The sequence below is a fragment of the Rhodococcus sp. SB1D genome (assembly GCF_048573875.1).
Lineage (GTDB): Bacteria > Actinomycetota > Actinomycetes > Mycobacteriales > Mycobacteriaceae > Rhodococcus_F > Rhodococcus_F qingshengii.
In genome coordinates this window covers 183,562-206,482 of sequence record NZ_JBMAIQ010000003.1, presented here as the reverse complement: position 1 = coordinate 206,482, position 22,921 = coordinate 183,562, and the positions used below count along the sequence as shown (strand labels likewise).

At 62.1% G+C, this 22,921-nt stretch carries 20 protein-coding genes; 9 read left to right on the top strand and 11 right to left on the bottom strand.

Translation table 11 applies throughout. The features are described 5' to 3' along the window. Positions 1-366: 366 nt before the first annotated feature. Positions 367-2,949: a class III lanthionine synthetase LanKC gene (lanKC, locus tag ACN50D_RS09735; protein ID WP_211921702.1), complete on the bottom strand. Its 2,583-nt coding sequence runs from the start codon at positions 2,947-2,949 to the stop codon at positions 367-369. A 368-nt stretch (positions 2,950-3,317) separates the two neighbouring features. Between lanKC and ACN50D_RS09730 the strand changes: the two genes are divergently transcribed. The 3 genes from ACN50D_RS09730 to ACN50D_RS09720 are packed head-to-tail and all read left to right on the top strand — an operon-like array spanning position 3,318 to position 5,941. Next, positions 3,318-4,511 (top strand): thiolase family protein, encoded by a 1,194-nt coding sequence (locus ACN50D_RS09730; protein WP_030536138.1) that lies wholly within the window; start codon positions 3,318-3,320, stop codon positions 4,509-4,511. A 28-nt stretch (positions 4,512-4,539) separates the two neighbouring features. Continuing rightward, positions 4,540-5,301 carry a 3-hydroxyacyl-CoA dehydrogenase gene (locus ACN50D_RS09725; RefSeq protein WP_003942978.1) on the top strand — a complete coding sequence of 254 codons (762 nt, stop codon included), beginning with the start codon at positions 4,540-4,542 and terminating at the stop codon, positions 5,299-5,301. 13 nt (positions 5,302-5,314) lie between these two features. Beyond that, entirely contained in the window at positions 5,315-5,941 is a 627-nt protein-coding gene (locus ACN50D_RS09720) for a TetR/AcrR family transcriptional regulator (protein ID WP_065455052.1), read from the top strand. Between the two features lie 85 nt (positions 5,942-6,026). On the opposite strand, the gene ACN50D_RS09715 is transcribed toward ACN50D_RS09720, so the two are convergent. Together ACN50D_RS09715 and ACN50D_RS09710 are read right to left on the bottom strand one after the other, a co-directional pair. Then, positions 6,027-7,649 carry a long-chain fatty acid--CoA ligase gene (locus ACN50D_RS09715; protein ID WP_003943212.1) on the bottom strand — a complete coding sequence of 541 codons (1,623 nt, stop codon included), beginning with the start codon at positions 7,647-7,649 and terminating at the stop codon, positions 6,027-6,029. A gap of 101 nt (positions 7,650-7,750) precedes the next feature. Then, entirely contained in the window at positions 7,751-9,436 is a 1,686-nt protein-coding gene (locus ACN50D_RS09710; protein ID WP_039973156.1) for a dihydroxyacetone kinase family protein, read from the bottom strand. A gap of 54 nt (positions 9,437-9,490) precedes the next feature. Here ACN50D_RS09710 and ACN50D_RS09705 point away from each other — a divergent pair, with 54 nt between their 5' ends. Both ACN50D_RS09705 and ACN50D_RS09700 read left to right on the top strand, forming a co-directional pair. Further along, entirely contained in the window at positions 9,491-10,354 is an 864-nt protein-coding gene (locus ACN50D_RS09705; RefSeq protein WP_047269365.1) for a patatin-like phospholipase family protein, read from the top strand. Continuing rightward, positions 10,351-11,205, top strand: a complete 855-nt coding sequence (locus ACN50D_RS09700; RefSeq protein WP_054186995.1) for an LLM class flavin-dependent oxidoreductase — start codon at positions 10,351-10,353, stop codon at positions 11,203-11,205. Before ACN50D_RS09705 ends, ACN50D_RS09700 begins: the two co-directional genes overlap by 4 nt. A 1-nt stretch (position 11,206) precedes the next feature. Here the strand turns inward: ACN50D_RS09700 and ACN50D_RS09695 are convergent, their stop codons facing one another. Then, positions 11,207-12,217 carry a threonine aldolase family protein gene (locus ACN50D_RS09695; RefSeq protein WP_007730456.1) on the bottom strand — a complete coding sequence of 337 codons (1,011 nt, stop codon included), beginning with the start codon at positions 12,215-12,217 and terminating at the stop codon, positions 11,207-11,209. A gap of 335 nt (positions 12,218-12,552) precedes the next feature. Between ACN50D_RS09695 and ACN50D_RS09690 the strand changes: the two genes are divergently transcribed. Next, positions 12,553-13,083, top strand: a complete 531-nt coding sequence (locus ACN50D_RS09690) for an HNH endonuclease (RefSeq protein WP_125052251.1) — start codon at positions 12,553-12,555, stop codon at positions 13,081-13,083. A gap of 19 nt (positions 13,084-13,102) precedes the next feature. Continuing rightward, positions 13,103-13,360: a WhiB family transcriptional regulator gene (locus ACN50D_RS09685; protein WP_007730463.1), complete on the top strand. Its 258-nt coding sequence runs from the start codon at positions 13,103-13,105 to the stop codon at positions 13,358-13,360. 4 nt (positions 13,361-13,364) lie between these two features. Here the strand turns inward: ACN50D_RS09685 and ACN50D_RS09680 are convergent, their stop codons facing one another. From ACN50D_RS09680 to ACN50D_RS09650, 7 genes are all read right to left on the bottom strand, one after another. Further along, entirely contained in the window at positions 13,365-14,786 is a 1,422-nt protein-coding gene (locus ACN50D_RS09680; protein WP_030536132.1) for a DUF2252 domain-containing protein, read from the bottom strand. Between the two features lie 80 nt (positions 14,787-14,866). Then, positions 14,867-15,190 (bottom strand): DUF6292 family protein, encoded by a 324-nt coding sequence (locus ACN50D_RS09675; protein ID WP_003942947.1) that lies wholly within the window; start codon positions 15,188-15,190, stop codon positions 14,867-14,869. Positions 15,191-15,259: 69 nt separating this feature from the next. Beyond that, positions 15,260-16,540: an NAD(P)/FAD-dependent oxidoreductase gene (locus ACN50D_RS09670; RefSeq protein WP_241199061.1), complete on the bottom strand. Its 1,281-nt coding sequence runs from the start codon at positions 16,538-16,540 to the stop codon at positions 15,260-15,262. 45 nt (positions 16,541-16,585) lie between these two features. After that, complete coding sequence (locus ACN50D_RS09665) at positions 16,586-17,068, bottom strand: acyl-CoA thioesterase (RefSeq protein WP_030536130.1); 483 nt, start codon at positions 17,066-17,068, stop codon at positions 16,586-16,588. Positions 17,069-17,193: 125 nt separating this feature from the next. Then, on the bottom strand, positions 17,194-17,997 hold the full coding sequence (locus ACN50D_RS09660; RefSeq protein WP_030536129.1) for a class I SAM-dependent methyltransferase: 804 nt from the start codon (positions 17,995-17,997) through the stop codon (positions 17,194-17,196). Beyond that, the gene (locus ACN50D_RS09655) at positions 17,994-18,650 is read right to left on the bottom strand and encodes a FadR/GntR family transcriptional regulator (RefSeq protein ID WP_125052245.1); all 657 of its coding nucleotides are present in this window, start codon (positions 18,648-18,650) and stop codon (positions 17,994-17,996) included. Before ACN50D_RS09655 ends, ACN50D_RS09660 begins: the two co-directional genes overlap by 4 nt. A gap of 78 nt (positions 18,651-18,728) precedes the next feature. Beyond that, positions 18,729-19,631: an Lrp/AsnC family transcriptional regulator gene (locus ACN50D_RS09650; protein ID WP_042921480.1), complete on the bottom strand. Its 903-nt coding sequence runs from the start codon at positions 19,629-19,631 to the stop codon at positions 18,729-18,731. A gap of 224 nt (positions 19,632-19,855) precedes the next feature. On the opposite strand from ACN50D_RS09650, the gene ACN50D_RS09645 reads away from it, so the two are divergent. Together ACN50D_RS09645 and ACN50D_RS09640 are read left to right on the top strand one after the other, a co-directional pair. Beyond that, positions 19,856-21,571, top strand: coding sequence for an amidohydrolase (locus tag ACN50D_RS09645; RefSeq protein WP_030536127.1), 1,716 nt, complete (start codon positions 19,856-19,858; stop codon positions 21,569-21,571). Further along, positions 21,571-22,905, top strand: coding sequence for an MFS transporter (locus ACN50D_RS09640; protein ID WP_050656991.1), 1,335 nt, complete (start codon positions 21,571-21,573; stop codon positions 22,903-22,905). Before ACN50D_RS09645 ends, ACN50D_RS09640 begins: the two co-directional genes overlap by 1 nt. Positions 22,906-22,921: the final 16 nt, after the last annotated feature.

Here is a 22,921-nt window from a genome sequence, read left to right as displayed (position 1 = left end):
TACAGCTCGGTGAAGTGCGGATGCGTCTCATGATGAAACAATATTGTTCGTCTGATGATCCGCACGGATTCCGAAAGCCGATACCCCGGACTTGCTCCGAGGTATCGGCCTGAGGTCAGAGGCAGAAGAAACTGAGCGAACTGATTGCCGCGTTCTGCTCGAGTTGGCCGGCATCTCCGACGTTGCCGGCGGCGACTGACAGATCTTGAAGGGAGAGAATAGCGTCCATTGTCATTTCCTTTGTTGATCGGCGTTCTTGCCGATGGATTTGATCGATCGAGTTTGCTTGCGGTGTTGATTTAATTCCAGGTTTTTCGCCTGGTACTTCTGTGCTCCAATCTGCCGTGGGTGATAACTTCCGAACAATTAGGCGATGTGGCAGTTCGACGCGCACATCAGTGGAAACGACTGTCGGGCAGTTGCCGATCGGGTATATCGGAGCAACGCCAGTATTCCTGCAGATCCGGTTGCCCAGTCTGTCGAGAGTCTCAGGTTCTGTTCACCTGGAAAGTGCAGGCCTCCTGCGTGATTGAGGCTGTGCAAGCCCAGAAGCTGAAACTGCTGTGCAAGCGTCTGTTCACAATCGGCGCCGGCGTATGGAGTCTTGGAGAGTTCGCTGAGAAACAGAATCAGCCCGGCTCGCCCGTTGAGTAGTCCGGCTTGGGCAGTGAATTCGACTGTGGCGGCGCGGGATATCGCACGCACCGCAGCTGCGTAACGCGGTTCGTCGACATGGCGCAGAAGTTGTAGAAGTACCAGGCCCACACCGACAGACCCGGATCCGAGATACGGCATCGTCCGGCGCTCCTCTCTCAGCTGCATCGACCCGTCAGGGCACATCGACATCACAGACAGATCGATGTCGACGAGCTGGCGTGCGTGTTCCAGCGATCGAGGATCACCACTCAGTTCGTAGTGGCGAGTCCAGAACAGTGCTTGTCCGCTCGGTCCCCGCATCAGCCCACCTCGGCCGGCCACTGCCCAAGGTGTTCCGCCGGCGTCGCGGACATGCAAGCGAGCAGCTGAAATTCGTTCGCGCAGAGTCTCGGTCACGACAGCGAGAGTGGGTGACACAGTCGGTCGTGAAACCGATTCCTCGAGTAGGAGGCAACCGATTCCGGAAAGGCCGCTGAAAAGGCTGGAGTCGATGTCGTCGAGTGGGGCTCGACGCAAAGTCTCGACCCACCTGTCGGCTGTCGAATGTCGCCCGTGATGCCGAAAGGTATGCACCGCACCCGCGAGCCCGTCGAAGAAGCCGAACTTTGGTTGAGTATCCGAATCAACTTGATGTTCAGTCCATTCCAGAACTGACTCCAAGGTGTCTGCGGGAAGTACATCGGCGAGCAGGTTTCCGCACGAGCCGTGAGCAATGCCGTAGCCGTTCACCTCGAACTGGGCGATGTCGCCGGGAAAGAGTCGATCAGCGCGGGCGAGATCAAGCGAGGCGAGGATGCCGCAGCGCAATAGAGCGGCCGTGCGTTGCAAGGTTTCGTTCGACGACGTGTCCCAACGATGCGGGCGATTCTTCGGCGCCGGCGCCTGTACGTCGAGCATCGAATAGAGCGAGGCACCGAAGGCGCGGGGAAGATCGAATCGAGACACCGCATAGTCGATGAGTTCGGGAATCTTGTTGCGATCGAGAGGGAACAATGTAGTAAGTGGGACAAAGAGTCCCAGCTCGATGCATCCCAACGAGTATCGATCCGCCGCGATTCCTGTCAACTGTCGAGGTGCTGTGTATCCGGGGGCTCCGGTGGACCGGGGCGGATGCTCGTCGATGTTGTGGGCCATCTCGAAGTCGATGATCCGAATACCGGACGGTGAGCACATGACGTTGCCAGGGTGAAGATCGGCATGAACGATTCCGGCGTTGTGGAAGCTCTCGACTGCGGTAGTCAACTGTTGTGCAATGTCGAGTGCCCAGGTTCTGTATTCCGTTCGGGAACTGAGTGTCTGGTCCGCACGTATCAGTGGGTGACGGAGCGCAACTTCCTGATTCAGGGGAGTGCCGGCAGCGCGCTCGGTGACAAGGAAGTGGTGTCCCTCGCGCTCGAACAAGCTGATCGCAGAAGGTGTGTACGGGTTGTCGGCAAGGTGAGTCAACTTGTCGTACTCGTTACGGATGCGGTCGATTGCGTACCGGCCGTTTGCGTCCGGGGCGGTAAAGGGACGGCCTTCTTTGATGACCAGATCGATGCCGGCGTCGTCGAATGCGGAGTAGATCCCCCCGCTGTTGCTGAAGTGCAGGGCTTCATTGATCGAATAGGGGAATTCGTCATGTGATTTCAGCTTGTCTTGCTGCGCGCGAACGAAGTCCGGGATTTGTACCCAGTCCGGAGTTCTGAAGGAAGTGCCGCGCACATCGGGTTCGAGCGATCCGTCAGGACGCCGAATTGCCGGGACGCGATCGCCGAATGAATCGTAGGTCTGCATGGGCAGATACGCGCCGTACCGTAAGTAGAGCGGTCCCCGGTTCCATCGCACATCGCTGAGGATGTACGGCCCGTCGGCACCGGCGACAAGCTTGTCCAGTTCGGTGATGACACGTTGTGTGGCAACACCATCCGCCGGATAGATCGTGATGAATTTTCCGCTGGAAGTTCGATTGGCCTGCTTGCTGTTGGACAACATGAGGTCTGCTGCCGTCCGAAGAAATTTGAACGGCACATGATTGTGACCGCAATACACGGAAACGGTATCGAGCAACTCCTGCGCGTTGGCTCGGGTAGCGGAGCAGTGAATCTTCCATCCTTGTTCTGGCAGCAGACCGTCGGGCGGTTGGAAGTAGTTCCACGGTCCACTTTGGGGACCGCGCCGCCAGAGCGACCAATCCACCGACTTCGCGGGGATAAAGTGCTGGTCAGTTGATGTATCTGGTCGGGTGACCGTTCTGATTCGGTCGTAGAAATGCGGGTCGGCACGCGTGAAGGCAACGTATCGCAGGTCCACGCCAAACCTCCCAGTCAGTCCCCCTGCGGTTGTCATCGATTGGTGCCACGCCCCGAATCCCCTGTGGCTTGGATTGCTTGTGGCGGAAGGTTATCCGATTCCGGACATTTCGGGCGAAGATTGAAAACCTATCATTCGAAAGTACTAATGAATGGCGTGGGCCAGGCGAGGTCACTGATCGCCCAGCTTTTAGTCGGCCACATTTGTTTCGAGTTCGGAGGCCCCCTCTTGACGAGAGGATCAAGTCGGTGGTAGTTCTTTAGCGAGCGCTAAGTCAGGGTGCTCCCTCGATCTCGGTCCGGTACCCGGCGCCACGAAACTCGGGTGCCGGACCGCCCCAGCAATGCACGTCCTCGAAGGGAACGAAGATGACCAAGGCAGTGATCGTCGATGTAGTCCGGATCGCGTCCGGCAAGGGAAAGCCGGGCGGCGCACTGTCCGGGACGCACCCTGTCGAACTGATGGCCCACGTTCTGCGTTCCATCACCTCGCGAAACGGCCTCGACCCCGCCCTGGTGGACGACGTGATCGGCGGTTGCGTCGGACAGGCCGGTGAGCAGGCACTCAACATCACCCGCAGCGCGGTCCTCTCGGCCGGATTCCCCGAGTCGGTACCCGCCACCACGATCGATCGCCAGTGCGGATCAAGTCAGCAAGCTGCGCACTTTGCGGCGCAGGGCGTGATCGCCGGGGCCTACGACATCGTGATCGCGGCAGGCGTCGAATCCATGAGTCGTGTCCCGATGGGTACCACGACGATGGGGAAGGACGCTTCCGGTCCGGGCGTCGCTGCTCGCTACCCCGAAGGCCTGGTCAACCAGGGCATCTCCGCAGAATTGATCGCCGCCAAGTGGAAGCTTGACCGCGACGCTCTCGACGCATTCTCCGCGCAGTCCCACCAGCGGGCAGCAGAGGCAGCGGCGAAGGGGCTCTTCGACAAGGAGATTCTGCCGATCTCGGTGACCAACGCCGCCGGTGAGACCGTCTCGCATATCGTCGACGAGACGGTTCGCGCGTCTACTACCGCCGAGGGACTCGCCGGTTTGAAGCCGTCGTTCTACTCGGAGAAGTACGCGCAGCGCTTCCCCGAGGCGCAGTGGTCGATCACTCCCGGTAACTCGTCGCCGCTCACCGACGGCGCGTCCGCAGCACTGATCATGAGCGAAGAAATGGCGTCGAAGCTAGGGCTGACGCCGCGAGCTCGTTTCCATTCCTTCTCCGTTGCGGGCGATGACCCGATCTTCATGCTCACCGCACCCATCCCAGCCACCCACAAGGTGCTCGCTCGCGCGGGTCTGAGCATCGACGACATCGACACCTACGAGGTCAACGAAGCCTTCGCTCCCGTTCCACTCGCCTGGGCTCACGAGTTCGGCGCCGACCCGGCAAAGCTCAACCCGTGGGGCGGCGCGATTGCACTCGGCCATGCCCTGGGGTCCTCGGGTACTCGTCTGCTGACCACGATGGTCAACCACCTCGAGGCCACCGGCGGACGCTACGGATTGCAGACCATGTGCGAGGGCGCCGGCATGGCCAACGCCACAATCATCGAACGCATCTGAAACACATAACCTTTCGAAAGGAACTCTCATGATCGTCAACGACAGCGTCGCCGTCGTCACCGGTGGAGCATCCGGCCTCGGCCTGGCTACGACCAAAGCCCTTCTTGCCGACGGTGCCAGCGTCGTCATTATCGACCTTCCGTCGTCCAACGGTGAAGCCATCGCCAAGGAACTTGGCGACCGGGTCCGCTTCGCGGCGGCAGACGTCACCGACGAGGCTGCGGTCACCGCGGCACTCGACGTGGCCGAGTCCCTCGGACCCCTGCGCGTGGCAGTCAACTGCGCCGGAATCGGCAACGCAGTCAAGACGGTCAGCAAGAAGGGCGCTTTCCCGCTCGACGCGTTCAAGAAGGTCATCGACGTCAATCTGATCGGCACCTTCAACGTCCTTCGTCTTGCTGCGGAACGTATTTCGAAGACCGAGCCGATCGACGGTGAACGCGGTGTCATCATCAACACCGCTTCGGTCGCAGCGTATGACGGCCAGATCGGGCAGGCTGCGTACTCCGCGTCGAAGGGCGGCGTCGTCGGTATGACGCTTCCCATCGCCCGTGACCTCGCGTCGCTGCTGATCCGCGTCAACACCATTGCACCAGGCTTGTTCAAGACCCCGTTGCTGGCCGGACTGCCCGAAGCAGCCCAGGCGTCGTTGGGTCAGCAGGTGCCTCACCCCTCTCGCCTGGGTGATCCCAGCGAGTACGGCGCGCTTGCTGCGCACATCGTTTCCAACCCCATGCTCAATGGTGAGACGATCCGCCTCGACGGTGCAATCCGTATGGCACCGCGGTAATTTCGGCTATCACATGACTGGCGAGGTGGAGTCGGTGAGCTCGGTGGCAGTGGACTGGAGGTCCTTCCCGCCGCTGGTGATGACCGACATCCTGATGGCTTCGCTCGAGCTGTTCGACGAGAATGGTTACCACGGCACGACGGTGCGCCAGATTGCCAATCATGTCGGGGTAACCGTTCCCGCGCTCTACTATCACCACGCGAACAAAGAGGCAATTCTCGTCGCTTTGTTCGAGGTCTCGATGAGTGAGCTGAATACCAGAACCGAAGCGGCAGAAGCGGAGGCCGGCGAAAATCCGGTACGACGCTTCGCCTTGGTGGTGGAGGCGATAGTTCTCTATATGACCCACCGGTCGCGGCATGCTGCGTTGGACACCGAGATTCGGCATGTCTCACCGGAAAGCCGAAGTCGATACGCCGCCAGTCGTAAGCGGCTCGAGTTGCTGATGCGCAGGATCGTCGACGACGGTGTGGCATCGGGAGATTTCGCGGTCACCGATACCGAAGAGACCGTCCGGGCAATACTCGGTATGGCGCAGTCACTGCCGCGTTGGTTCCAGACCGGCGGTCCGATGTCACCGTCGCAATTGGCGGAGAAGTACGTCGATATCGCTTTTCACACGGTCGGCTATCGGCCGTAAAGTGCATCGCTCGTGAACGAAGGTGGGCAACAGGTGAAAACCTGTTGCCCACCTTCAGTATTCATACTTCGGCATTCACTCGGTGTCAGAGTCGCGTAACTTCGAGTCCGCCCTCGTGGTAGTCGGCGCGAAGGCGTTTCTTGTCGAACTTGCCGACGCTCGTCTTCGGGACTTCCTGGACCACGGCCCAGTTCTCGGGCAGCTGCCACTTGGCAACCTTGTCCGAAAGGTACTGTTGCAGTTCGGACATGGTGGTTTCGGAACCAGCGCGAAGAACAACCGCAACCAACGGGCGCTCGTCCCACTTCTCGTCCGGCACGCCGATGACGGCAGCTTCGGTGACGTCAGGGTGACCCATGACGGCGTTCTCGAGGTCGACCGAGGAGATCCATTCGCCGCCGGACTTGATGATGTCCTTGGAGCGGTCGGACAGGCTCAGGAAGCCGTCGGCCGTGATGGATCCGACGTCACCGGTCTTGAGCCAGCCGTCGTTGAACTTGTCTTCCGCATCGACGCCGTAGTACGACCCGGTGATCCAGGGGCCGCGCACTTCGAGCTCGCCGACGGAAACGCCGTCGTGTGCAACAACTTTGCCGTCATCGTCGATGAGACGTGCCTCGACGGATGCCGGGAAGCGGCCCTGAGAGTAGCGGTACTTCCACATCGCGTCGCCGGTGACACCGGCCGGCGGGCGGGCGACGGATCCGAGTGGGGAGGTTTCGGTCATGCCCCAGGCGTGCAGGACGGAGACGTTGTGGTCGGCTTCGAATGCGTGCATGAGGGCGGGCGGTACCGCGGACCCACCGATCAGAACCTCGCGCATCGAGGAGATGTCCTGCGGGTTCTGCTCGAGGTAGAGGTGCAGGCCCTGCCAGATGGTGGGGACGGCTGCGGCGAACGTCGGCTTCTCGCTGGCGATGATCGCAGCCAACGGGGCAGGCTGGAGGAAGCGGTCGGGCATGATCAGCGAAGCACCGATCATGAATGCGGCGTAGGGAAGTCCCCACGACATGGCGTGGAACTGAGGCACCACGGCGAGTGCACGATCGCCCTGCGCGAGGTTGGGGCCGTCGCTCATGCAGACCTGCATGGAGTGCAGGTAGATCGAACGGTGGGAGTAGACGACGCCCTTGGGGTCACCCGTGGTGCCGGACGTGTAACACATTGCGGCAGCGCTCAGTTCGTCGACCTCGGGCCAGTCGAACTCGGTGGGCTGATCGGCGATCAAGCCCTCGTAGGTGTGAACCTGCACTCCCTCGGGAGCTTCGAGTCCTGCAGTGGAGGAGCCGGTGACGACGATGTGTTTGACGGTGGTCAGCGACGGAAGCTGCGGAGAGAGAAGCGGAATCAGGGACGGGTCGACGATGATCACGCGGTCCTCGGCGTGATTGGCGACATGGATCAACTGCTCGGGGAACAGACGAATGTTCAGGGTGTGGAGCACAGCGCCCATCGAGGGGATCGCCAGGTACGCCTCGAGGTGCTCGGAGTTGTTCCACATGAACGTGGCGACTCGCTCGTCGCCCTCGACGCCGAGCCCGCGCAGGGCGTGCGCGAGCTGAGCACAGCGCTTGCCGACGTCAGCGTAGGACACACGGCGCGGGCCGGACTCGGTCCACGTGACAACCTCGGAGGCGCCGTGAACGGAGGCACCGTGGCGGAGAAGTTGAGCAATGGAGAGGGGGGCGTCTTGCATGGTGCTCAGCATGGGCTGCTCCTGTGTGGTGTGTGAGACCGGTGCTTTTGCCCACGGGTCGTCACAAACGATGTGCTGTGGCTGCCAGATTAGTCACAGCCCCGAAGTGCTCGCTAGTGACCCACTGCACTGGCGAAGAACCACGCTATGAGTAGCGCTCCCGGATCGACTACTCCGCGAGCGGCTTCGCCCACATAACTTGCACGTCCGCGGTTCGCGAGCATGGTTTCGGTCGACTCCGCCCCGGCCGCTGCGGCTTCCGCTGCGCTCGCCAGCGCAGCATCTCGATCGGCTTCCGAGCTCACGGATTGCTCCAACGACTCGACCGCCGGAACTATCGCGTCGACCATCGTCTTGTCGCCGACGCGTGCGCCGCCGAGCGAGGTGATGTTGTCGAGTCCCGCTCGCGCTGCAGCCGCGATCGCGCCGAGGTCGAGTTCGGAGTCCGCCGAGTCTGCGGCAACGCGGAAGAAATGCCGGAACCAGATGCCGAACAATGCGCCGGAGGTGCCACCGGCGTGGCCGAGGTACGCCTGTGAGACTGCATCGAATATCGTTGCGGTGGAGTACGTGTCACGGATCGCCGAGATGTCGAGTTGATCCAGTGCGGCCACCATGTTTGTCCCGAAATCGCCGTCGCCCGCTCGTCGGTCGAGATCGGTCAGTGCCGGTTCCTGATCCAGTACCTTCTCGGCCCAGTCCGCAATCCAGCTTCCGACGAAGCTGCTTTCGGCGGTGCGTGAGGTGTCGGGTGTGAATGTGGGACCGAAAGATTCGCGCGTGCCCATGCCGGTGTACTCACGCGCTATAGCATTCGGCCAGGCGGGCGCTTTTGTTGGTGCGTCCCATAATTCGAGGATTTCTTTGTCTGTGCGAACAAGGGTGATGGACGCGCCTGCCATGTTCAATGCAGTGACGAAGGTTCCGATCAGGGTCCGTTCGATGTGAATTCCCTGTTCGTCCAGATAATCTCCGAGTTCGGCGAACAGAAGTTGCAACTCCAGCGGGTGGGTGGCGCCGAGACCGTTGACGACGGCGATGACGCGGTCGCCTTCGGCGAGACTCAGGGACTTGATGATCGGGTCCGTCAGCCGCCGCACCAATTCCGGTGCGGGCAGGGCGTCCACGCGTTCTGTGCCGCGTTCGCCGTGGATGCCGATACCGAGTTCCATCTGACCCGCCGGCAAGTCGAACGACGGCTCGTCAGCCCCCGGCAAAGTGCATGGGCGAAGGGCGACGGCCATGCTCCGAGCGGAGTGCGCGACGTGTTGTCCGATCCGGGTCACCTCGGCCAGGTCGTCGCCGCGGGCGGCGGATGCGCCGCAGACCTTCTCCACCACGATGGTTGCCGCAGTACCGCGTCGCCCCGGGCCACTGCCGTCTGCGCGTTCGGTCGCGACGTCGTCGTCGACCAGGACGACGTCCGTATCGATCTTGTCCTCGCGTAGCAACTCTCGGGCGATACCGAAGTTCATCACGTCGCCGGTGTAGTTCTTCACGATGTGAAGGACGCCGCCGCCGGCGTCGGCAGCCTTGGACCCCTCGTGGATCTGAAGTGCATTGGGTGAGCTGAAGACCAATCCGGGGCAGACGGCTGTGAGCATTCCTTCGCCGATGAATCCGGCGTGCATGGGTTCGTGGCCTGAACCGCCGCCGGAGACGAGCGCGACCCGTCCGCGGGGAAGTGGCCTTGCGCGTGTGAGGTACCCAGGGTCGGGATTCCACGCGATGTCGTCGGTGGATGCGATCAAACCACGGAGTGCGTCGGGAACAAATGTCTTTGCGCTGCGCATGAACATCACTTCAGAGTAGGTCTAACGTCGACTTCGGGCACGGATCACGATCGACGAGAGGTGGACGGCGTGAAATTGGGGTTGGTACTTGCCGGTGGCGGCGTTGCGGGAATCGCCTGGGAAACAGGTTTTCTGTTGGGCCTTCAGGACAAATCACCGGACACTGCCGCTGCGCTGCTGACGGCGGACGTGTTGATCGGCACTTCCGCAGGTTCCACGGTGAGCGCTCAGATAGCGAGCGGCGTGACACTGCAAGAGCTTTTCGACGCACAAACAGCGGAGGCGACCGGCGAAATCGACCCGAAGGTCGATGTCGAGGTACTCGGTCAGATGTTCGTCGACGCGATCGCAGGATCGCAGGACCGGGCCGAGCAGCTCCGTTTGCTCGGCGAAGCAGCGATGAGAGCCGATACCGTCGAACCTGCCGTGCGTCGCGCGGTCATCGAGGCGAGGCTGCCCAATCGGTTGTGGCCCGACCGGGAGTTGCGCATCCCGGCGATCAACGCACAGACCGGTGAGTTGAGGGTGTTCGGCAACGCTGACGGCGTAGAACTGATCGACGCAGTCGGAGCAAGTTGCGCCGTACCAGGGGTGTGGCCGGTAGTCGTGATCGAGGGCGAGCGGTACATGGACGGCGGAATGGCGAGTGGCTCGAATGTTCATCTGGCTGCCGACTGCGATGTGGTCGTGGTTCTTTCACCCGCAGCCGACCCCGCCCCGAATCTTCTGGGCGGCAGTCTACGAGAGGAAATCGACGTGATGACGCCCTTGCCCGTGCTGCCTGTCTTCGCCGACGACGCCGTCGTCGAAGCGATCGGAACGAACTCGCTTTCACCGACAACCAGGCGCCCCGCAGCCGAACTCGGCCGCGAACAGGGCCGTCGAACCGCCGACGAGATCGCCGCGTTTCTGGTGACGGCATGAGCGCCGCACGGATTGCCGTCGTCGTGCGCCCGGAGCAATCTCCGGAAGATCTGGTTCGACATGCCAGGTATGCAGACGAAGTCGGTATCGACGAGGTCTGGTTGTGGGAAGACTGCTTCTTCGGCGGAGGAATAGCCACTGCTGCAACTGTATTGGCTGAGACCGATCGTGTGGGTGTGGCGATCGGTGTGCTGCCGACCCCGATGCGCAACACCGCGATCACGGCGATGGAGATTTCAGCGCTGGCCAGAGTTCATCCGGATCGACTACGGGTTGGCTTCGGTCACGGCGTTCAGAGTTGGATGCGGCAGATCGGGGCCAAAGCCGAATCGCCGTTGACCCTCCTGCGGGAGCAGTTCGGAGCAGTCGAGCGGCTACTGGGCGGTGAGTCGGTGACGGTGTCCGGTCGATACGTGAATCTCACGGACGTCACGCTGGCGTGGCCACCGGAGACGGTGCCGCAGTTGCTCGTCGGCGCCACGGGGCCAAAGACTTTGGCGCTCAGTGGCGAGTTGGCGCAGGGCACAGTGCTCTCGGGTGGGACGACCCCGGACGGCGTGCGTCGGGCGATCGCTCACATCGGGGCGTCGGATCACGAGGTCGTCGTCTACGTCATCTGTGCTTTCGGTTCCGGCGGTCGTGAGCGCGCCCTTGCCGAGGCCGCAGCGTCCGATAGCGAGTCGCCGGAGGATGCGATTGCCGTGGGCAACGCGGCCGAAGTCGCGGCAGCAACACGGCGATGGGTTGCAGCAGGTGCAACCACCGTGGCACTCCAACCGACTGTTGACGAGCCGGATGTCCGCGAGTTCATTCGCTTTGTCGCGCAGGAGGTTCAACCCCTGGTGGCGTAGTTCAGAAGGTTACTCTGGACAGAACCGCGTCGATGTCGGCAGTGCTCACGTCGCGATGTGTCACGAACCGAACCTTCCCGGCAACGGTGACCGCGCCGACATCGACAGCGGCGAGCTGAGCAACGGTGACCGACGGATCGGCTGTCGCGGCCAGAACGATGTTGGTGGCAGGTTCGTCGACGGCCCAACCGCGTTCACGAAGCCCCGACGCGAGGCGCTGCGCGTTGTCGTGATCGTCGGAGAGGCGAGCTTGTGAGCGCAACGCGACGATGCCGGCTGCGGCCAGCACTCCGCCCTGACGAACGCCGCCGCCGAGCATCTTGCGGATCCTTCGGGCTTCGGTGATCAATTCGGGTGATGCGGCGAGTATCGAGCCGACCGGCGCACCGAGTCCCTTACTCAGGCACACCTGAACGGTATCGGCGCCGGAAGTCAATTCGGTGGGCGAAACATCGAGTGCAACAGCGGCATTCCAGAGACGGGCGCCGTCGAGGTGAATCTTCAAGCCGCGTGATCGCGCTGCGTCGACCAGCTTCGTCCATTCGGTCGGATTCATGACGGCACCGCCGGCGAAGTTATGAGTGTTCTCGAGACAGAGCAGCGTGGTGTTCAACGCGAAGTACGGGCCGGGGGAGCCCGCCGCCTTCACGACAGTCTCGGGGGTGGGACGTCCGGGTCCGCCGTCGTGCGGCAACGCCATCGGCATTCCCTGGGCGAGCCAGGCAGCGGTGCCCAATTCGGAGCCCAAGACGTGAGAGTGTTCCGGTGCCAGGAACTGATCGCCGCGGTGAAGGTGCAGCATCAGCGCAATCAGGTTGCCCATCGATCCGCTCGGCACCCACAGTGCCGCCGGTAAACCCAGAGTGTGCGCCACCTCTTCCTCGAGCGCCGCCATGGTCGGGTCGTGATCGAGGACGTCGTCACCGACCTCGGCGTCGGCCATCGCCTTCCGCATCTCCGCATCAGGCTTGGTGACGGTGTCCGAGCGTAGGTCGATGTACGACGAAGTCATGGCTCATTCGATCAAGCCGCGTGTTCCGGCGTCAAACCGCGGTATTTCCAGGACGGCTCTTCCGGCCTGATAAATCGATATCGCTGAGGATGCCTTCCGTGTGATGATGAGCGCCGGCAATCGCCGGTGACGAGAACAAGAAGTGGAAGGGGACAGGCATGCGCGACTGGAAGCAAGCGTTGCACCTGCGCGGGCACTCACCCCGCGGTATTTCCCATCCCGCATTCGGGGAACAGAGCGGCGCTGGATATATGCCGTTCCCCATTTCTTGCATTTGCTCCTGACCCGTCTTCGTGTCCAGGAGTTTCACTCCTCGACACGAACTGAGAACTCTCATGCGGAACCCGAACCGCGCACTTGCTCACAGTTGGATGAACCGCCCCGTCCGGGTACTCAACGCCACGTACGAGTACCTCGGTGAAGTGAGCGCCGATCGTGCGGTCGTCCTGATCGCCACCGGCTCCGCGCAGTCCACCGAAGACGTGACCCCGATATTTCCGGTGCGCTCCAAGCACGTCGAAATCCCACTGCCGAGGACGATCCTGCTCGCCGAGTACGTGTACGTTGCTCACCGGGTGACGGTCACCGATTCCAGTCGGGCCACTTTTGCCGGTGTCTTCGACCGGGACGGTCGTCAATGTGCGTACTGCGCCGCCCGGGCAACGACCATCGACCATGTCCAGCCGCGGAGCCGTAACGGGCCCAACACGTGGGGAAATCTGGTGGCGTGCTGCAGTTCCTGCAATCAGCGCAAGGCGGATCGCACTCCGGCCGAGGCCGGTATGCGGCTGCTGTGGGAGCCGAAGGCACCTCGGCGCATCGAGAAAGTGCAGCAGAAGATCTGGCGCGAATTGAGTCGGACGTGACAGTCGAAGGGAGCCAGTGATGTGCGCTGACGAAATCTCCAATTTAGCTGAGCTTTTGCCGATCTCGGACGACCGGACGTGGTGGCAGGCGGAATGCCGAGGAGACCCCGAGCCGGACCGGTGGTTTCCCTTTCCGTCCGAGGGATACGACTACGCGACCGACGTGTGCAACAGGTGCCCGATTGTGGCTTCGTGTCGTGAATTCGCCTCTGCCACTGGTCAGACCGGAATCTGGGGTGGAGTGAAGTTCGAGCAGGGCAGGATTGTCGCGGCGTGAGGGATCAGATTCCCGGCTCCGCGGCGATCGTGCCGGCCGACACCGCCCGGCACAGAGCGTCGTGGTCACGCTCGGTCTGATCGGCGTAGAGCCGAGCAAACCGGGTGAGGGCGGTGTCGACCGTGTCCGAGGTTCCCAGGTAACCGGAAATCAGTGACGCGCCACTGGTTCGTGCGTGTCCCTTGGCCAGTAGGCGACCGCAGATCGCGACATAGTCGGTCAAGGCTGCTGCATCGATATTGTTCAGGTCCACAGAACCTTTCATGTTCCGGAACTGACGGACGTAGTACTGGCGGTCGTCCACGGTGCACCACCCGAGCAGTGGATCGCTGACTGTCTGGAGAGCCTGCTGGTATTCCGCGACGCGTCGTCCTTGGTGGTCGTGCCAGGCCGAGTCACCGTGCACGAAGGGTGCAACGACGGATCGGCGAGCCTGCTTGAGCTGCAAGAAGATGACGTCGTCCGGGATGCTCCCTTCGCACAGGGCCACATAGGCGCGCAGAGCGACACTCCCGACTCCGACAACCCGGTGCGCGACGTCGATGACGTTGTATCCCGAGACGACTCGGCGCCAGTGTGGTGCAAGGGTTTCGAGATACTCGTCCAGACCCTCCAGGAGGAAGTCGGTGTCCTGTGGCGTGAGTCGTGTTGTGAGCGGCGGGTTCTCGACCAACTGGCGCCGTCCGTGATCCTCGACGGTGAACCGCGGCACCGCATGGTCACTCGTACGCCGCCGGGCGCGCTCCGCGGCGCGCCTGATCTCGGCCAGCAACCCAGGATCGGTGACGTGGTCGGTGAGTCCGTCGAGATCGACCCGGTCGAAGGAGCGATCGAACAGCGGACGCTCGGAGAGCTTCGCCAAGTGGAGGCGATACGCGGACACACACGAGGTTGTTGCTGTTTCGCATTGAGCTTCGGTGAGACCGTTCTGCCGACCGGCCACCCAGATGCTCGCAGCCAGCCTTCGTAGATCCCATTCCCAGGGGCCGGGATGTGCTTCGTCGAAATCGTTGAGGTCTATGACAAGTTCGCGTTCCGGAGATCCGTAGAACCCGAAGTTTCCGACGTGCGCATCTCCACAGATGACGGGAGTGATGCCGGTGGACGGCAGCTGCGCCATGTCCTCTGCCATCAATCCGGCGGTACCGCGCAGGAATCCGTATGGCGAAGCGACCATTCGCCCCACACGGATCGGAACCAACCAGTCGAGTCTTCCCTCGTGTGCCGTGTTGACCTGATCGACCGGGTCACGTCGATCGGATGGGGGCGTCCAGTCGCCGAGCGACGATCGCGCCACTCGCTTGCGCAGGCCTTTCCCGATCTTGCGACGCTCACTGCGGGGCGTCTGACGCGCCCGCAAAGTCGCCCTGCCGTCCGGTTCGTTCTCGAGAGCCAGCTGACCGGCAGGCCTGTTCAGCGGGTCCATGTCGGGCTCTCTTTCGTCGGGCGTGCGAAACTCGCGCTCGATCTTATGCCCGCCGGATTGTGCGCCGCGCGACGAGTTCCTTAACTACCCGCCTGGGCAATCAACTCGACAGCGCGGTCGGCGCACAGTTCAGGATCCGGCATTCTCCCGATACCGAGGCATTCGACAACGGCGAACGACGCATCCGGTGTGGTTTCCACGCCGAGCGCCCACCCGAAGTAGTGATTCCAGGCGAGTACGGCTCGGTGGCCACTGTGCTGCGGAATCTCGCTGCCCAGAACGAGTACTGCGTCGAACGCGGGGCCGTCGCACCAGATGACCGATTCGGCGAAGGTGGAGCTGGCGACGGCGACTACGTACCTGTGACAAGTCGATTCACTCGGAATGGCGATGTGTGCACGCATGGTCGCTCCTCCGGCTCGGTTGCGATCGGAGGGTTCCCCGTTGCCGGCGCCGAAAAAACGCTTGTCAGATTACGTCCCGGCCACAGATCTACGACGCAGACGGTGCCTGAGATGTTTTTGTGCTGCCCGCGCGACCGAGCGAGTCGAGAGATACTGTTCGGCCGGTATCAACCGGGAACCGAACAAGTAGAACCTTCGGGCTTCGTCGTGGTCGTGGGTGGCCGCGGAGATGAGCAGACGTTCGATCGCGGTGAACTTTCGCCCACCGGCGTAACCACTCATGTAGTCGATGTGATTCGTCATACTCGCTCTGGCGCTACGGTATTCGGTCAATGCAGCGTTCACGTTCCGATGTGAGTCGAGTGTGTCTGCCGGCGTCTCCGTCAGCATGTGCACGGTCGCATCGACCAGCATCTGAGCGGTCTCGAGTGCCCACGAGCATCCGATACCCCACAACGGGTCGTTGGTTGCCGCAGCGTCGCCGATGAGTGCGAACCCGTTACCTACGGGTTCGGTGAGGGTTGTGGAGAAGTGTTTGGTACCAACGATCTTCCCGACGATGTGCTCTCGCCGAACAAGCGGAGCGCCGGGTAATGCGTTGGCGTACTCGAGGAAAGCAGTAGACAGGTCGTCAGCGAACGAGCCGAGCTTGTCGAGGGCAGGGAAGACGACCAGCACGCTGATTCCGCCGTCGTTGGGGAGCAGATAGGCGACGTCGGGATCCATGAACCACGACAAGGACGTTTCTCCGCCGGGTCGTTCGAGTCCGGAGAGTTGGGCGAAATAGCTGAAACGCCCGTTGGATGCAGTCACGGAGTCGCAACGAGCGGATCGTGCGACGGTCGAATCCTTGCCGTCCGCTCCGACGGTCAATCGTGCTTCGACAGTGAAGACCGAACCCTGTTCGGTGCCGTAGACGCCTGCAGTAGTGCCGTTCTCGGTCAGCAGTCCGGAAACGCGATACCCGAGAAGAAGGTCGACGTTCGGGTAGTCGTTCGCGAGTTGGCGCAGTAGGGGGTCGAGAGTTTCCCTTCGGACGTTGAACCCAGGTGGCGGTGAGTTCTCTGCCGCGTCAGGGGTGATCACTCCCCAAGGGGTCCAGAATGTCGGAACGGTTTCCACCATTCCCAGGGCGAGCAGTTTTTCCGTGGCGCCGAGTCGTTGCAAGATCGGGGCACCGCACGGTTGCAGGTGGTGAGTGCACAGGACTTTGTGCGCCCGGATGTCGGAGCGAGCGTCGAGAAGCGCTATCCGCAGACCTTGCTGGGCGTACATGATGGCGGCCGCGCATCCCGCGATGCTCGCGCCGACAATCACAACGTCATACTTTTCCCGTGCCTTCGAAGTCACTCGATCAGCTTAATGCATAAGGTTATAACTTAAATATGACTGGATTCAGTCATCGTGTTCGGGCGTTAAGTCCCGAACTGCGGCCCGGATGGACTGTTCACGAAGCTCGTTCTCTCTGCGCAGTTCACGACGCCGTCGCCCGGCCTCGAATCGCTGCCTGGCGATTGTTCCGGTCGGCCGGAGTTGGGGTACCTCAGCCGGTTTCCCGTCGCTTCCCATCGCCACCATCGTGAAATAGCAACTATTGGTGTGGCGAGATTTTCCGAGAAGAATGTCTTCGGTTTCGACTCGAATTCCGATTTCCATCGAGGTGCGCCCGGTGTAATTGACGGAAGCGCTGAACGTGACGAGTTCGCCGACATGCACCGGCTCGCGGAACACCACACGATCCACCGACAGAGTCACGACGTAGGTCTGGGCATATCGACTCGCGCACGCATAGGCAACCTGGTCGAGAAACTTCAGAATCGTTCCGCCGTGCACGTTGCCCGAGAAGTTTGACATGTCCGGCGTCATGAGGACGGACATGGACAAGGTTTGTTTCGATGCTTGCTGCGATGCTTGCTTCAATTCAGGTAGGGAGTTCGATTCAGACATCAAGCGGGCCTCTTCGGTTCGGTGGACGGTGAAGAGACCGTATCCGGCAAAGAGGGTTACCCGCGCGTTCGGAAGAGCGCGGTGTCAGAGTTCGGGACAGTGCCCGTGTGGAGGACGTATTCGCTGGTGGCGACGGGGCCGGCCGCGCTCGACCTGAGACAGGGTGCGAGCGTCGAGCGGAGGTGCGCTGACATCGAAGCCCAATTCCCTGCGCCTCGAACCGCCTCGCGAAAGTTCTTCAACGCCGGCGCCTGGTCGCACAGTTCCTCGACGGGATCCGAACCGGCTGGTAGTTGCCACTCGAGCAGGTGCGAGGCCGAGCTCACCGACTCCAATCCAGCTGCTGCCTTCTCGAATTCGCTCGGGCTCGACCATGTCGTCGGTAGTGGTGTGATGCCATTCCACGCAGAGGCGGCCTCCCTTCGGAGTGCTGCTGCCCACCCGTTCTCCGACCATGTTGCGACACAAATGCTTCCACCCGGGCGGGTCACCCGCATCATCTCTGCGAGGGCGATCGCAGGGTTGGGACAGAAGATGATCCCGAAGATGCTGACACAGGCGTCGGCGCTCGAATCCGACCACGGCAGAGACTGTGCATCGCCGATCGTGAAAGTGGGTTCGGTAGTTCCGGGGCGAGGAATCCAGCGTTCGCGCGCGACCTCCAGCTGGCTGGCGGAGAGGTCGAGTGCGTGGACCGCGATCCCGGACTGGGCCGCCGGGAGCGTAAAGTTCCCCGTTCCGGCGCAGACGTCGTACGCCGTGCTCACGTGCCCGATCGAGCGCAGCGCCTCTGTCGATGCAGGTGAGAGTTGTTCGGCAAGAGGGGAATATGCCGCACCGTTCCAGTTTCCCCGATTCACGACAAGCTCCTTTCGACTGCGTCGATGACCGTATCGAGCGCTGCGCCTGCCGCACGCGCTGCTTCGCCGGGGTTGCGTTCCTCGATGGCAGCGATCAAGGGTCGGTGCTCGTCGACGTGGAAACCTGGACCGACACTGACGGCGGACAGCGAATCCGTCACGGCGGCAAGGACTCCCCGGTAGACGTCGATCAGTGCGGAATTGTGGGACGCCTCGACGATCGAAAGGTGCAAGGCCATGCCGGCTTCGACAGTGAAGCCGCCGACGTGACCGGGGTGGGCATTCCAGGCTGCATGTATCCGCGCGAGATCTTCGGGGGTGTGGCGCTGCGCTGCAAGTCGCGCGGCTTCGACCTCGAGTCCGCGTCGCAGGCTCAGTACGTCGAGAACGTCACCTCTGGCGAGCCGGCGCCCGAGTAATCCTTCGACCGGCGACGCCGCCATGACGTACACGCCGCCACCGTGGCGTACGGACAGAACTCCGGCGTGTGCAAGCGCCCGTACCGCTTCGCGCATGGTGTTTCGGGCGACTCCCAATTCCTCGACCAATGCGGTCTCCGGCGGGAGTTTCGATCCGACGGGCCATCGGCCGGTCGATATCGCCTCCTCGATCGCCGCAGCGACGATGTCTACCTTGCGTCCGGAATCGGCCATGTATGTCACCTCGGATAAGTGGGTCAATGACTTGATCAAGGTTAGCGTGCCCGACCAAGTGGGTCAATGACTTGGGAATTATCCGCGTACGTCCAGGCTGCGGGCGTAGTGCTCCTTGAAGACCTCGAGATGCGCCCACGATTCCAAGCCGCTGACACCGTCGATGCCCCGGATTCGCTCGGACAGGGCATGGAGGTCGTTGGACGAGTTGGCGGCGACCGTCGCGATCACGTCGTATCGTCCGAGGGTCCGGGCGAGGAATTCGATTCCGGGCAGCGACTCGATCTCCGATACCGCGTTGTCGTCCCGTGAGCCCAGATTGACGCCGATGCCCATCGCCAGCGTTCGGCCACCACCTCGCCGCTTGACGACAGCGCCGACGCGCAGTGCCGTGCTCGCGATCAGATGATTGACCCGGTTGCGCACGGCGCTCGGCGACAGGCCGGTGTGTTCGGCCAGCTCGAGAAATGGCATGCGCCCGTTGCGCTCGAGCAGTTCGATCAACGCGACATCTGTCGAGTCGAGTCGGATATCGGCTTGTAAAGCGGTCTCGGGCATGAAGATTCCCTTGATGACGTCGACGTAGACCAGCGTGCTCACGGATCGAACGCCACGTTGTGAGCGGAGTTCGGCGATGGCACGGTACAGATCGTCGTGACTGGGCACCCGAAGTTCCGCAATCACGTTGTACTGCCCGCTGACTGCCGAGATGTAGACGGCGGCCTCGGATGCGATCAACGCGTCCAGTACCGGGGTCATCGGTCCGGACACTGCGATCGAGACGTGTGCAAGCGCCTTCAGCCCGAGAAGTTCGGGGTGCGCGACGGCCACTACGGACACCGTTCCCGAGTCGAGTAGCGCCTGCACTCTGGTGGACACCGCCGCTCGTGGGGCGTCGACCGCCACGGACAGTTCGCGGTACGTCGCTCGCCCGTTGCGCTGAAGTGCGGCAATGAGCTTGGAATCGAGATCGACCGTCATGGTTGCCCCAACTTTTCCAGAGATTTTTCTGTATGAGCTTCCTATTAGAACAGTCGCATGTGGCCATGGATGATGTGGATAAGTGCAGAAATGCTCAAGAACTCATACAAAAAAGTTGCATACCGCCTGGTCTGAAACTTTGATGCATTGCATAGCTCCAGGTCAGGGCGTAGTTTTCGCTCAACACGCAGTGACCTGCACCACCATCTCGACGAAGGACCACCATGCGCAAGTTGCACACGCACGAAGCCTCGCCTCTCGACGCCACCGGCACGATCTTCACCGGCGCCAAGATCCACACCGTTGACGACAGCACGGTGGGAGCCGAAGCGTTCCTGGTGTTCGGAAACCGATTTGCAGCGGTGGGAACGCTCGAGGAATGCCGCACCGAGGCGCGTCGGCTGAGCACTCGCACAACCGCGGTGGTCGAACTCGACGGCGCCACCGTCGTCCCCGGCTTCGTCGATCCACATGCACACCCGTTGATGTACGGGCAGATGCTCAGCTGGGTGGACTGTGGGCCGGAGAAGGCACATTCCATCCCCGGAATCATTGCGCTACTTCAGGAAGCGGCGCTCACAGCACCTGCGGGCGTCCCGATTCGCGGATACGGCTACGAGCACCGCAACCTGATCGAAGGGCGTCACCCGCTCAAGGAAGAGCTCGATCAGGTGGCCACCGATCGCGAGGTCTACCTCATGAACGCGAGCGGTCACGGCGGCGTCGTCAACTCCTTCACTTTCGACAAGCACGGTATCGACGCGAGCACCGAGAATCCGGCCGGTGGCGAGTTCTTCCGAGATGAAGACGGCGAACTCACCGGTGAGCTCTCCGACGCCGCGTGCAACATTCTCACCGGCGTCAACGGAGTGAAGGTCGGCCATCACGGCCCCAACTTCCATCTCGAGGACGAGCCGGAAGAGCACCTTCGCCAGCTGTCGGTCGCTCAGGACAAGTTCCTGGCCGGTGGCGTCACCACCATCGGTGACTGCCAGGTGACCCGGCGTGAATTCGACATGTACCTGCGTCTGGCCGAGCAGGATCAGCTCAAGACCCGCGTCAGCATGTACATGCTCAGCCACCTCCTCGATCACGTCATCGACACGGGAATGCACGGCGCCTTCGGCAATTCGCGGCTCGCGTTCGGGGGCATCAAGTTCTACGCCGACGGCACACTCGGCGGCTGGACCGCATACTTCCCCGACGGCTACGTGGGCGACCCGTGCCGCACCGGGCAGCTCTACCACGAGCCGGCGGACTACTCGGAGCTGATTGCCAAGGCACATTCGGTGGGTCTGCAGACCGCCACGCACGCTCAGTCACCGACCGCCATCGACATGGTGCTCGATGCCATCGAAGCTGCGCAGAAGGCTCACCCCGACGCCGACGCTCGTCACCGCATCGAGCATTGCGGACTCCCGACGGCCGAGCAGATCGCAAGGATGAACCTGGCCGGTGTCTACCCGGTGAACCAGCCACAGCACTACTACAACTGGGGTGAGGGCGTGACCGCTGCGATCGGCACTCCGGGCGAGCGGTTCAACCCGCTCGGCGAGTTCATCGCTGCCGAAGTTCCCGTGACCATCAGCTCCGACGCCCCCGTCGCAGAGCCGAAGCCGCTCGAAGCAATTCAGGCAGCCGTTACTCGTGTGACGCGTCAGGGCCATCAGCTCGGCTCCGATGCACTCCGCATCACCGCCGACCAGGCATTGCAGGCTCACACCCTCAACGGTGCGCGTGCGCTGGGCCGCGAAGCAGAGCTGGGCAGCATCTCGGTCGGCAAGCGGGCCGACTTCGTCATTCTGGGCGCGGATCCCCTCGAGGTTCCGGCCGACGCGATTGCGCAGATCGAGGTCCGAGAGACCTGGATCGACGGCGAACTCGCACATTCAGGTCATAACCACCTATTGTCGAGCACTTCGACCACCGAGGAAAAGTAATGAACCGAGAGCAACAGATCGTGAAGGCCCGCAAGGCGGGATTTGCAGCCTTCGTCGGTACAACTATCGAGTGGTACGACTTCTACGTGTATGCCACGGCAGCCGCCCTGGTGTTCGGTGACATCTTCTTCCCACCCGGAACCGACCGCCTGACCGGCGTTGCGGCGGCGTTCGCGACATACGCCGTCGGTTTCTTCGCTCGCCCGCTCGGCGGAATCGTGTTCGGCCATGTCGGTGACAAGATGGGCCGACGCACCGCATTGGTTGTGACTTTGACGCTGATGGGTGCAGGCACGTTCCTCATCGGCATGTTGCCCACTTACGCGTCGATCGGGTTCTGGGCGCCGTTACTGCTGGTACTGCTCCGCTTCGTCCAGGGCTTTGCCGTCGGCGGCGAATGGGGCGGCGCGGTCCTAATGGCCGTCGAGCATGCACCCGAGGACAAGAAGACCTTCTACGGCGGTTTCGCTCAGCTGGGCAACCCGGCCGGCGCGCTCCTGGCCACAGGTTTCTTCAGCATTCTCTCCACCTTCGGCGACGACGCTCTGCGCGAGTGGGCTTGGCGTCTGCCGTTCCTCTGCTCGGCGCTGCTGATCCTCGTCGGCTTGGTCGTTCGCCTGAAGGTCGAAGAGTCCCCGGTTTTCGAATCCGAGGTGAAGTCCGCGGACGTACCGGAAATGCTCCCGCTCAAGTACGCGCTGGTGACCAACTGGCGCCCGATCATCCTGGGCATCGGCATTCTGCCCGTCGCAGTCGGCGGCTACTACCTCGTGACGACCTTCATCACGGCATACGCAACCGACCCCGATGTCGGATTGTCGGAGACGTTGATTCTCAACGCGCTCAGTGTCGCTGCAGTGGTCGAATTGATCGCGACTCTCGGCGTGGCGTGGCTCGGCGACAAGGTGGGACGCGTCCGCGTCGTCATCTGGGGCCTTGCGGCAGTCGCGATTCTCGCAGCGCCGCAGTTCCTGGTGCTGAAATCCGGATCAGTGTTCCTGATCTTCCTGACCTTCGCTGTCATGCGACTGGTGCTGGCGGCCACGTACGGTCCGATCGCCGCTGTTCTGTCACAGATGTTCAAGCCGCAGGCCCGCTACACGAGCATCTCGTTGGCGTACCAAGGTGCAGGCGCTATCTTCGGCGGACTGTCACCGCTGGTGTCGACGCTGATGTACAAGGCAACCGGCAGCATCTGGCCGGTCATCGCACTGCTGATCGGCATGTGCATCCTGAGCATCGTGTGCCTGCTCTTCGCTCCGCAGCACGTGGACGAGGCGACCGATACCGACAGTGCTCAGCAGGGACTGAACAAGGAATCGGCTTCCGCCTGATTGCCGAGAGTCGGCT

What these genes read in the sequence shown, in the direction of transcription:
- ACN50D_RS09665 (WP_030536130.1), bottom strand. Translation starts at nt 17,068, where the DNA reads ATGTCCGTCCTCATGACGCCGGACATGTCAAACTTCTCGGGCAACGTG.
- ACN50D_RS09720 (WP_065455052.1), top strand. Translation starts at nt 5,315, where the DNA reads ATGACTGGCGAGGTGGAGTCGGTGAGCTCGGTGGCAGTGGACTGGAGG.
- ACN50D_RS09675 (WP_003942947.1), bottom strand. Translation starts at nt 15,190, where the DNA reads ATGCGTGCACACATCGCCATTCCGAGTGAATCGACTTGTCACAGGTAC.
- ACN50D_RS09700 (WP_054186995.1), top strand. Translation starts at nt 10,351, where the DNA reads ATGAGCGCCGCACGGATTGCCGTCGTCGTGCGCCCGGAGCAATCTCCG.
- ACN50D_RS09650 (WP_042921480.1), bottom strand. Translation starts at nt 19,631, where the DNA reads ATGACGGTCGATCTCGATTCCAAGCTCATTGCCGCACTTCAGCGCAAC.
- ACN50D_RS09695 (WP_007730456.1), bottom strand. Translation starts at nt 12,217, where the DNA reads ATGACTTCGTCGTACATCGACCTACGCTCGGACACCGTCACCAAGCCT.
- ACN50D_RS09640 (WP_050656991.1), top strand. Translation starts at nt 21,571, where the DNA reads ATGAACCGAGAGCAACAGATCGTGAAGGCCCGCAAGGCGGGATTTGCA.
- ACN50D_RS09685 (WP_007730463.1), top strand. Translation starts at nt 13,103, where the DNA reads ATGTGCGCTGACGAAATCTCCAATTTAGCTGAGCTTTTGCCGATCTCG.
- ACN50D_RS09645 (WP_030536127.1), top strand. Translation starts at nt 19,856, where the DNA reads ATGCGCAAGTTGCACACGCACGAAGCCTCGCCTCTCGACGCCACCGGC.
- ACN50D_RS09730 (WP_030536138.1), top strand. Translation starts at nt 3,318, where the DNA reads ATGACCAAGGCAGTGATCGTCGATGTAGTCCGGATCGCGTCCGGCAAG.
- ACN50D_RS09680 (WP_030536132.1), bottom strand. Translation starts at nt 14,786, where the DNA reads ATGGACCCGCTGAACAGGCCTGCCGGTCAGCTGGCTCTCGAGAACGAA.
- ACN50D_RS09655 (WP_125052245.1), bottom strand. Translation starts at nt 18,650, where the DNA reads ATGGCCGATTCCGGACGCAAGGTAGACATCGTCGCTGCGGCGATCGAG.
- ACN50D_RS09710 (WP_039973156.1), bottom strand. Translation starts at nt 9,436, where the DNA reads ATGTTCATGCGCAGCGCAAAGACATTTGTTCCCGACGCACTCCGTGGT.
- ACN50D_RS09690 (WP_125052251.1), top strand. Translation starts at nt 12,553, where the DNA reads ATGCGGAACCCGAACCGCGCACTTGCTCACAGTTGGATGAACCGCCCC.
- ACN50D_RS09715 (WP_003943212.1), bottom strand. Translation starts at nt 7,649, where the DNA reads ATGCTGAGCACCATGCAAGACGCCCCCCTCTCCATTGCTCAACTTCTC.
- ACN50D_RS09725 (WP_003942978.1), top strand. Translation starts at nt 4,540, where the DNA reads ATGATCGTCAACGACAGCGTCGCCGTCGTCACCGGTGGAGCATCCGGC.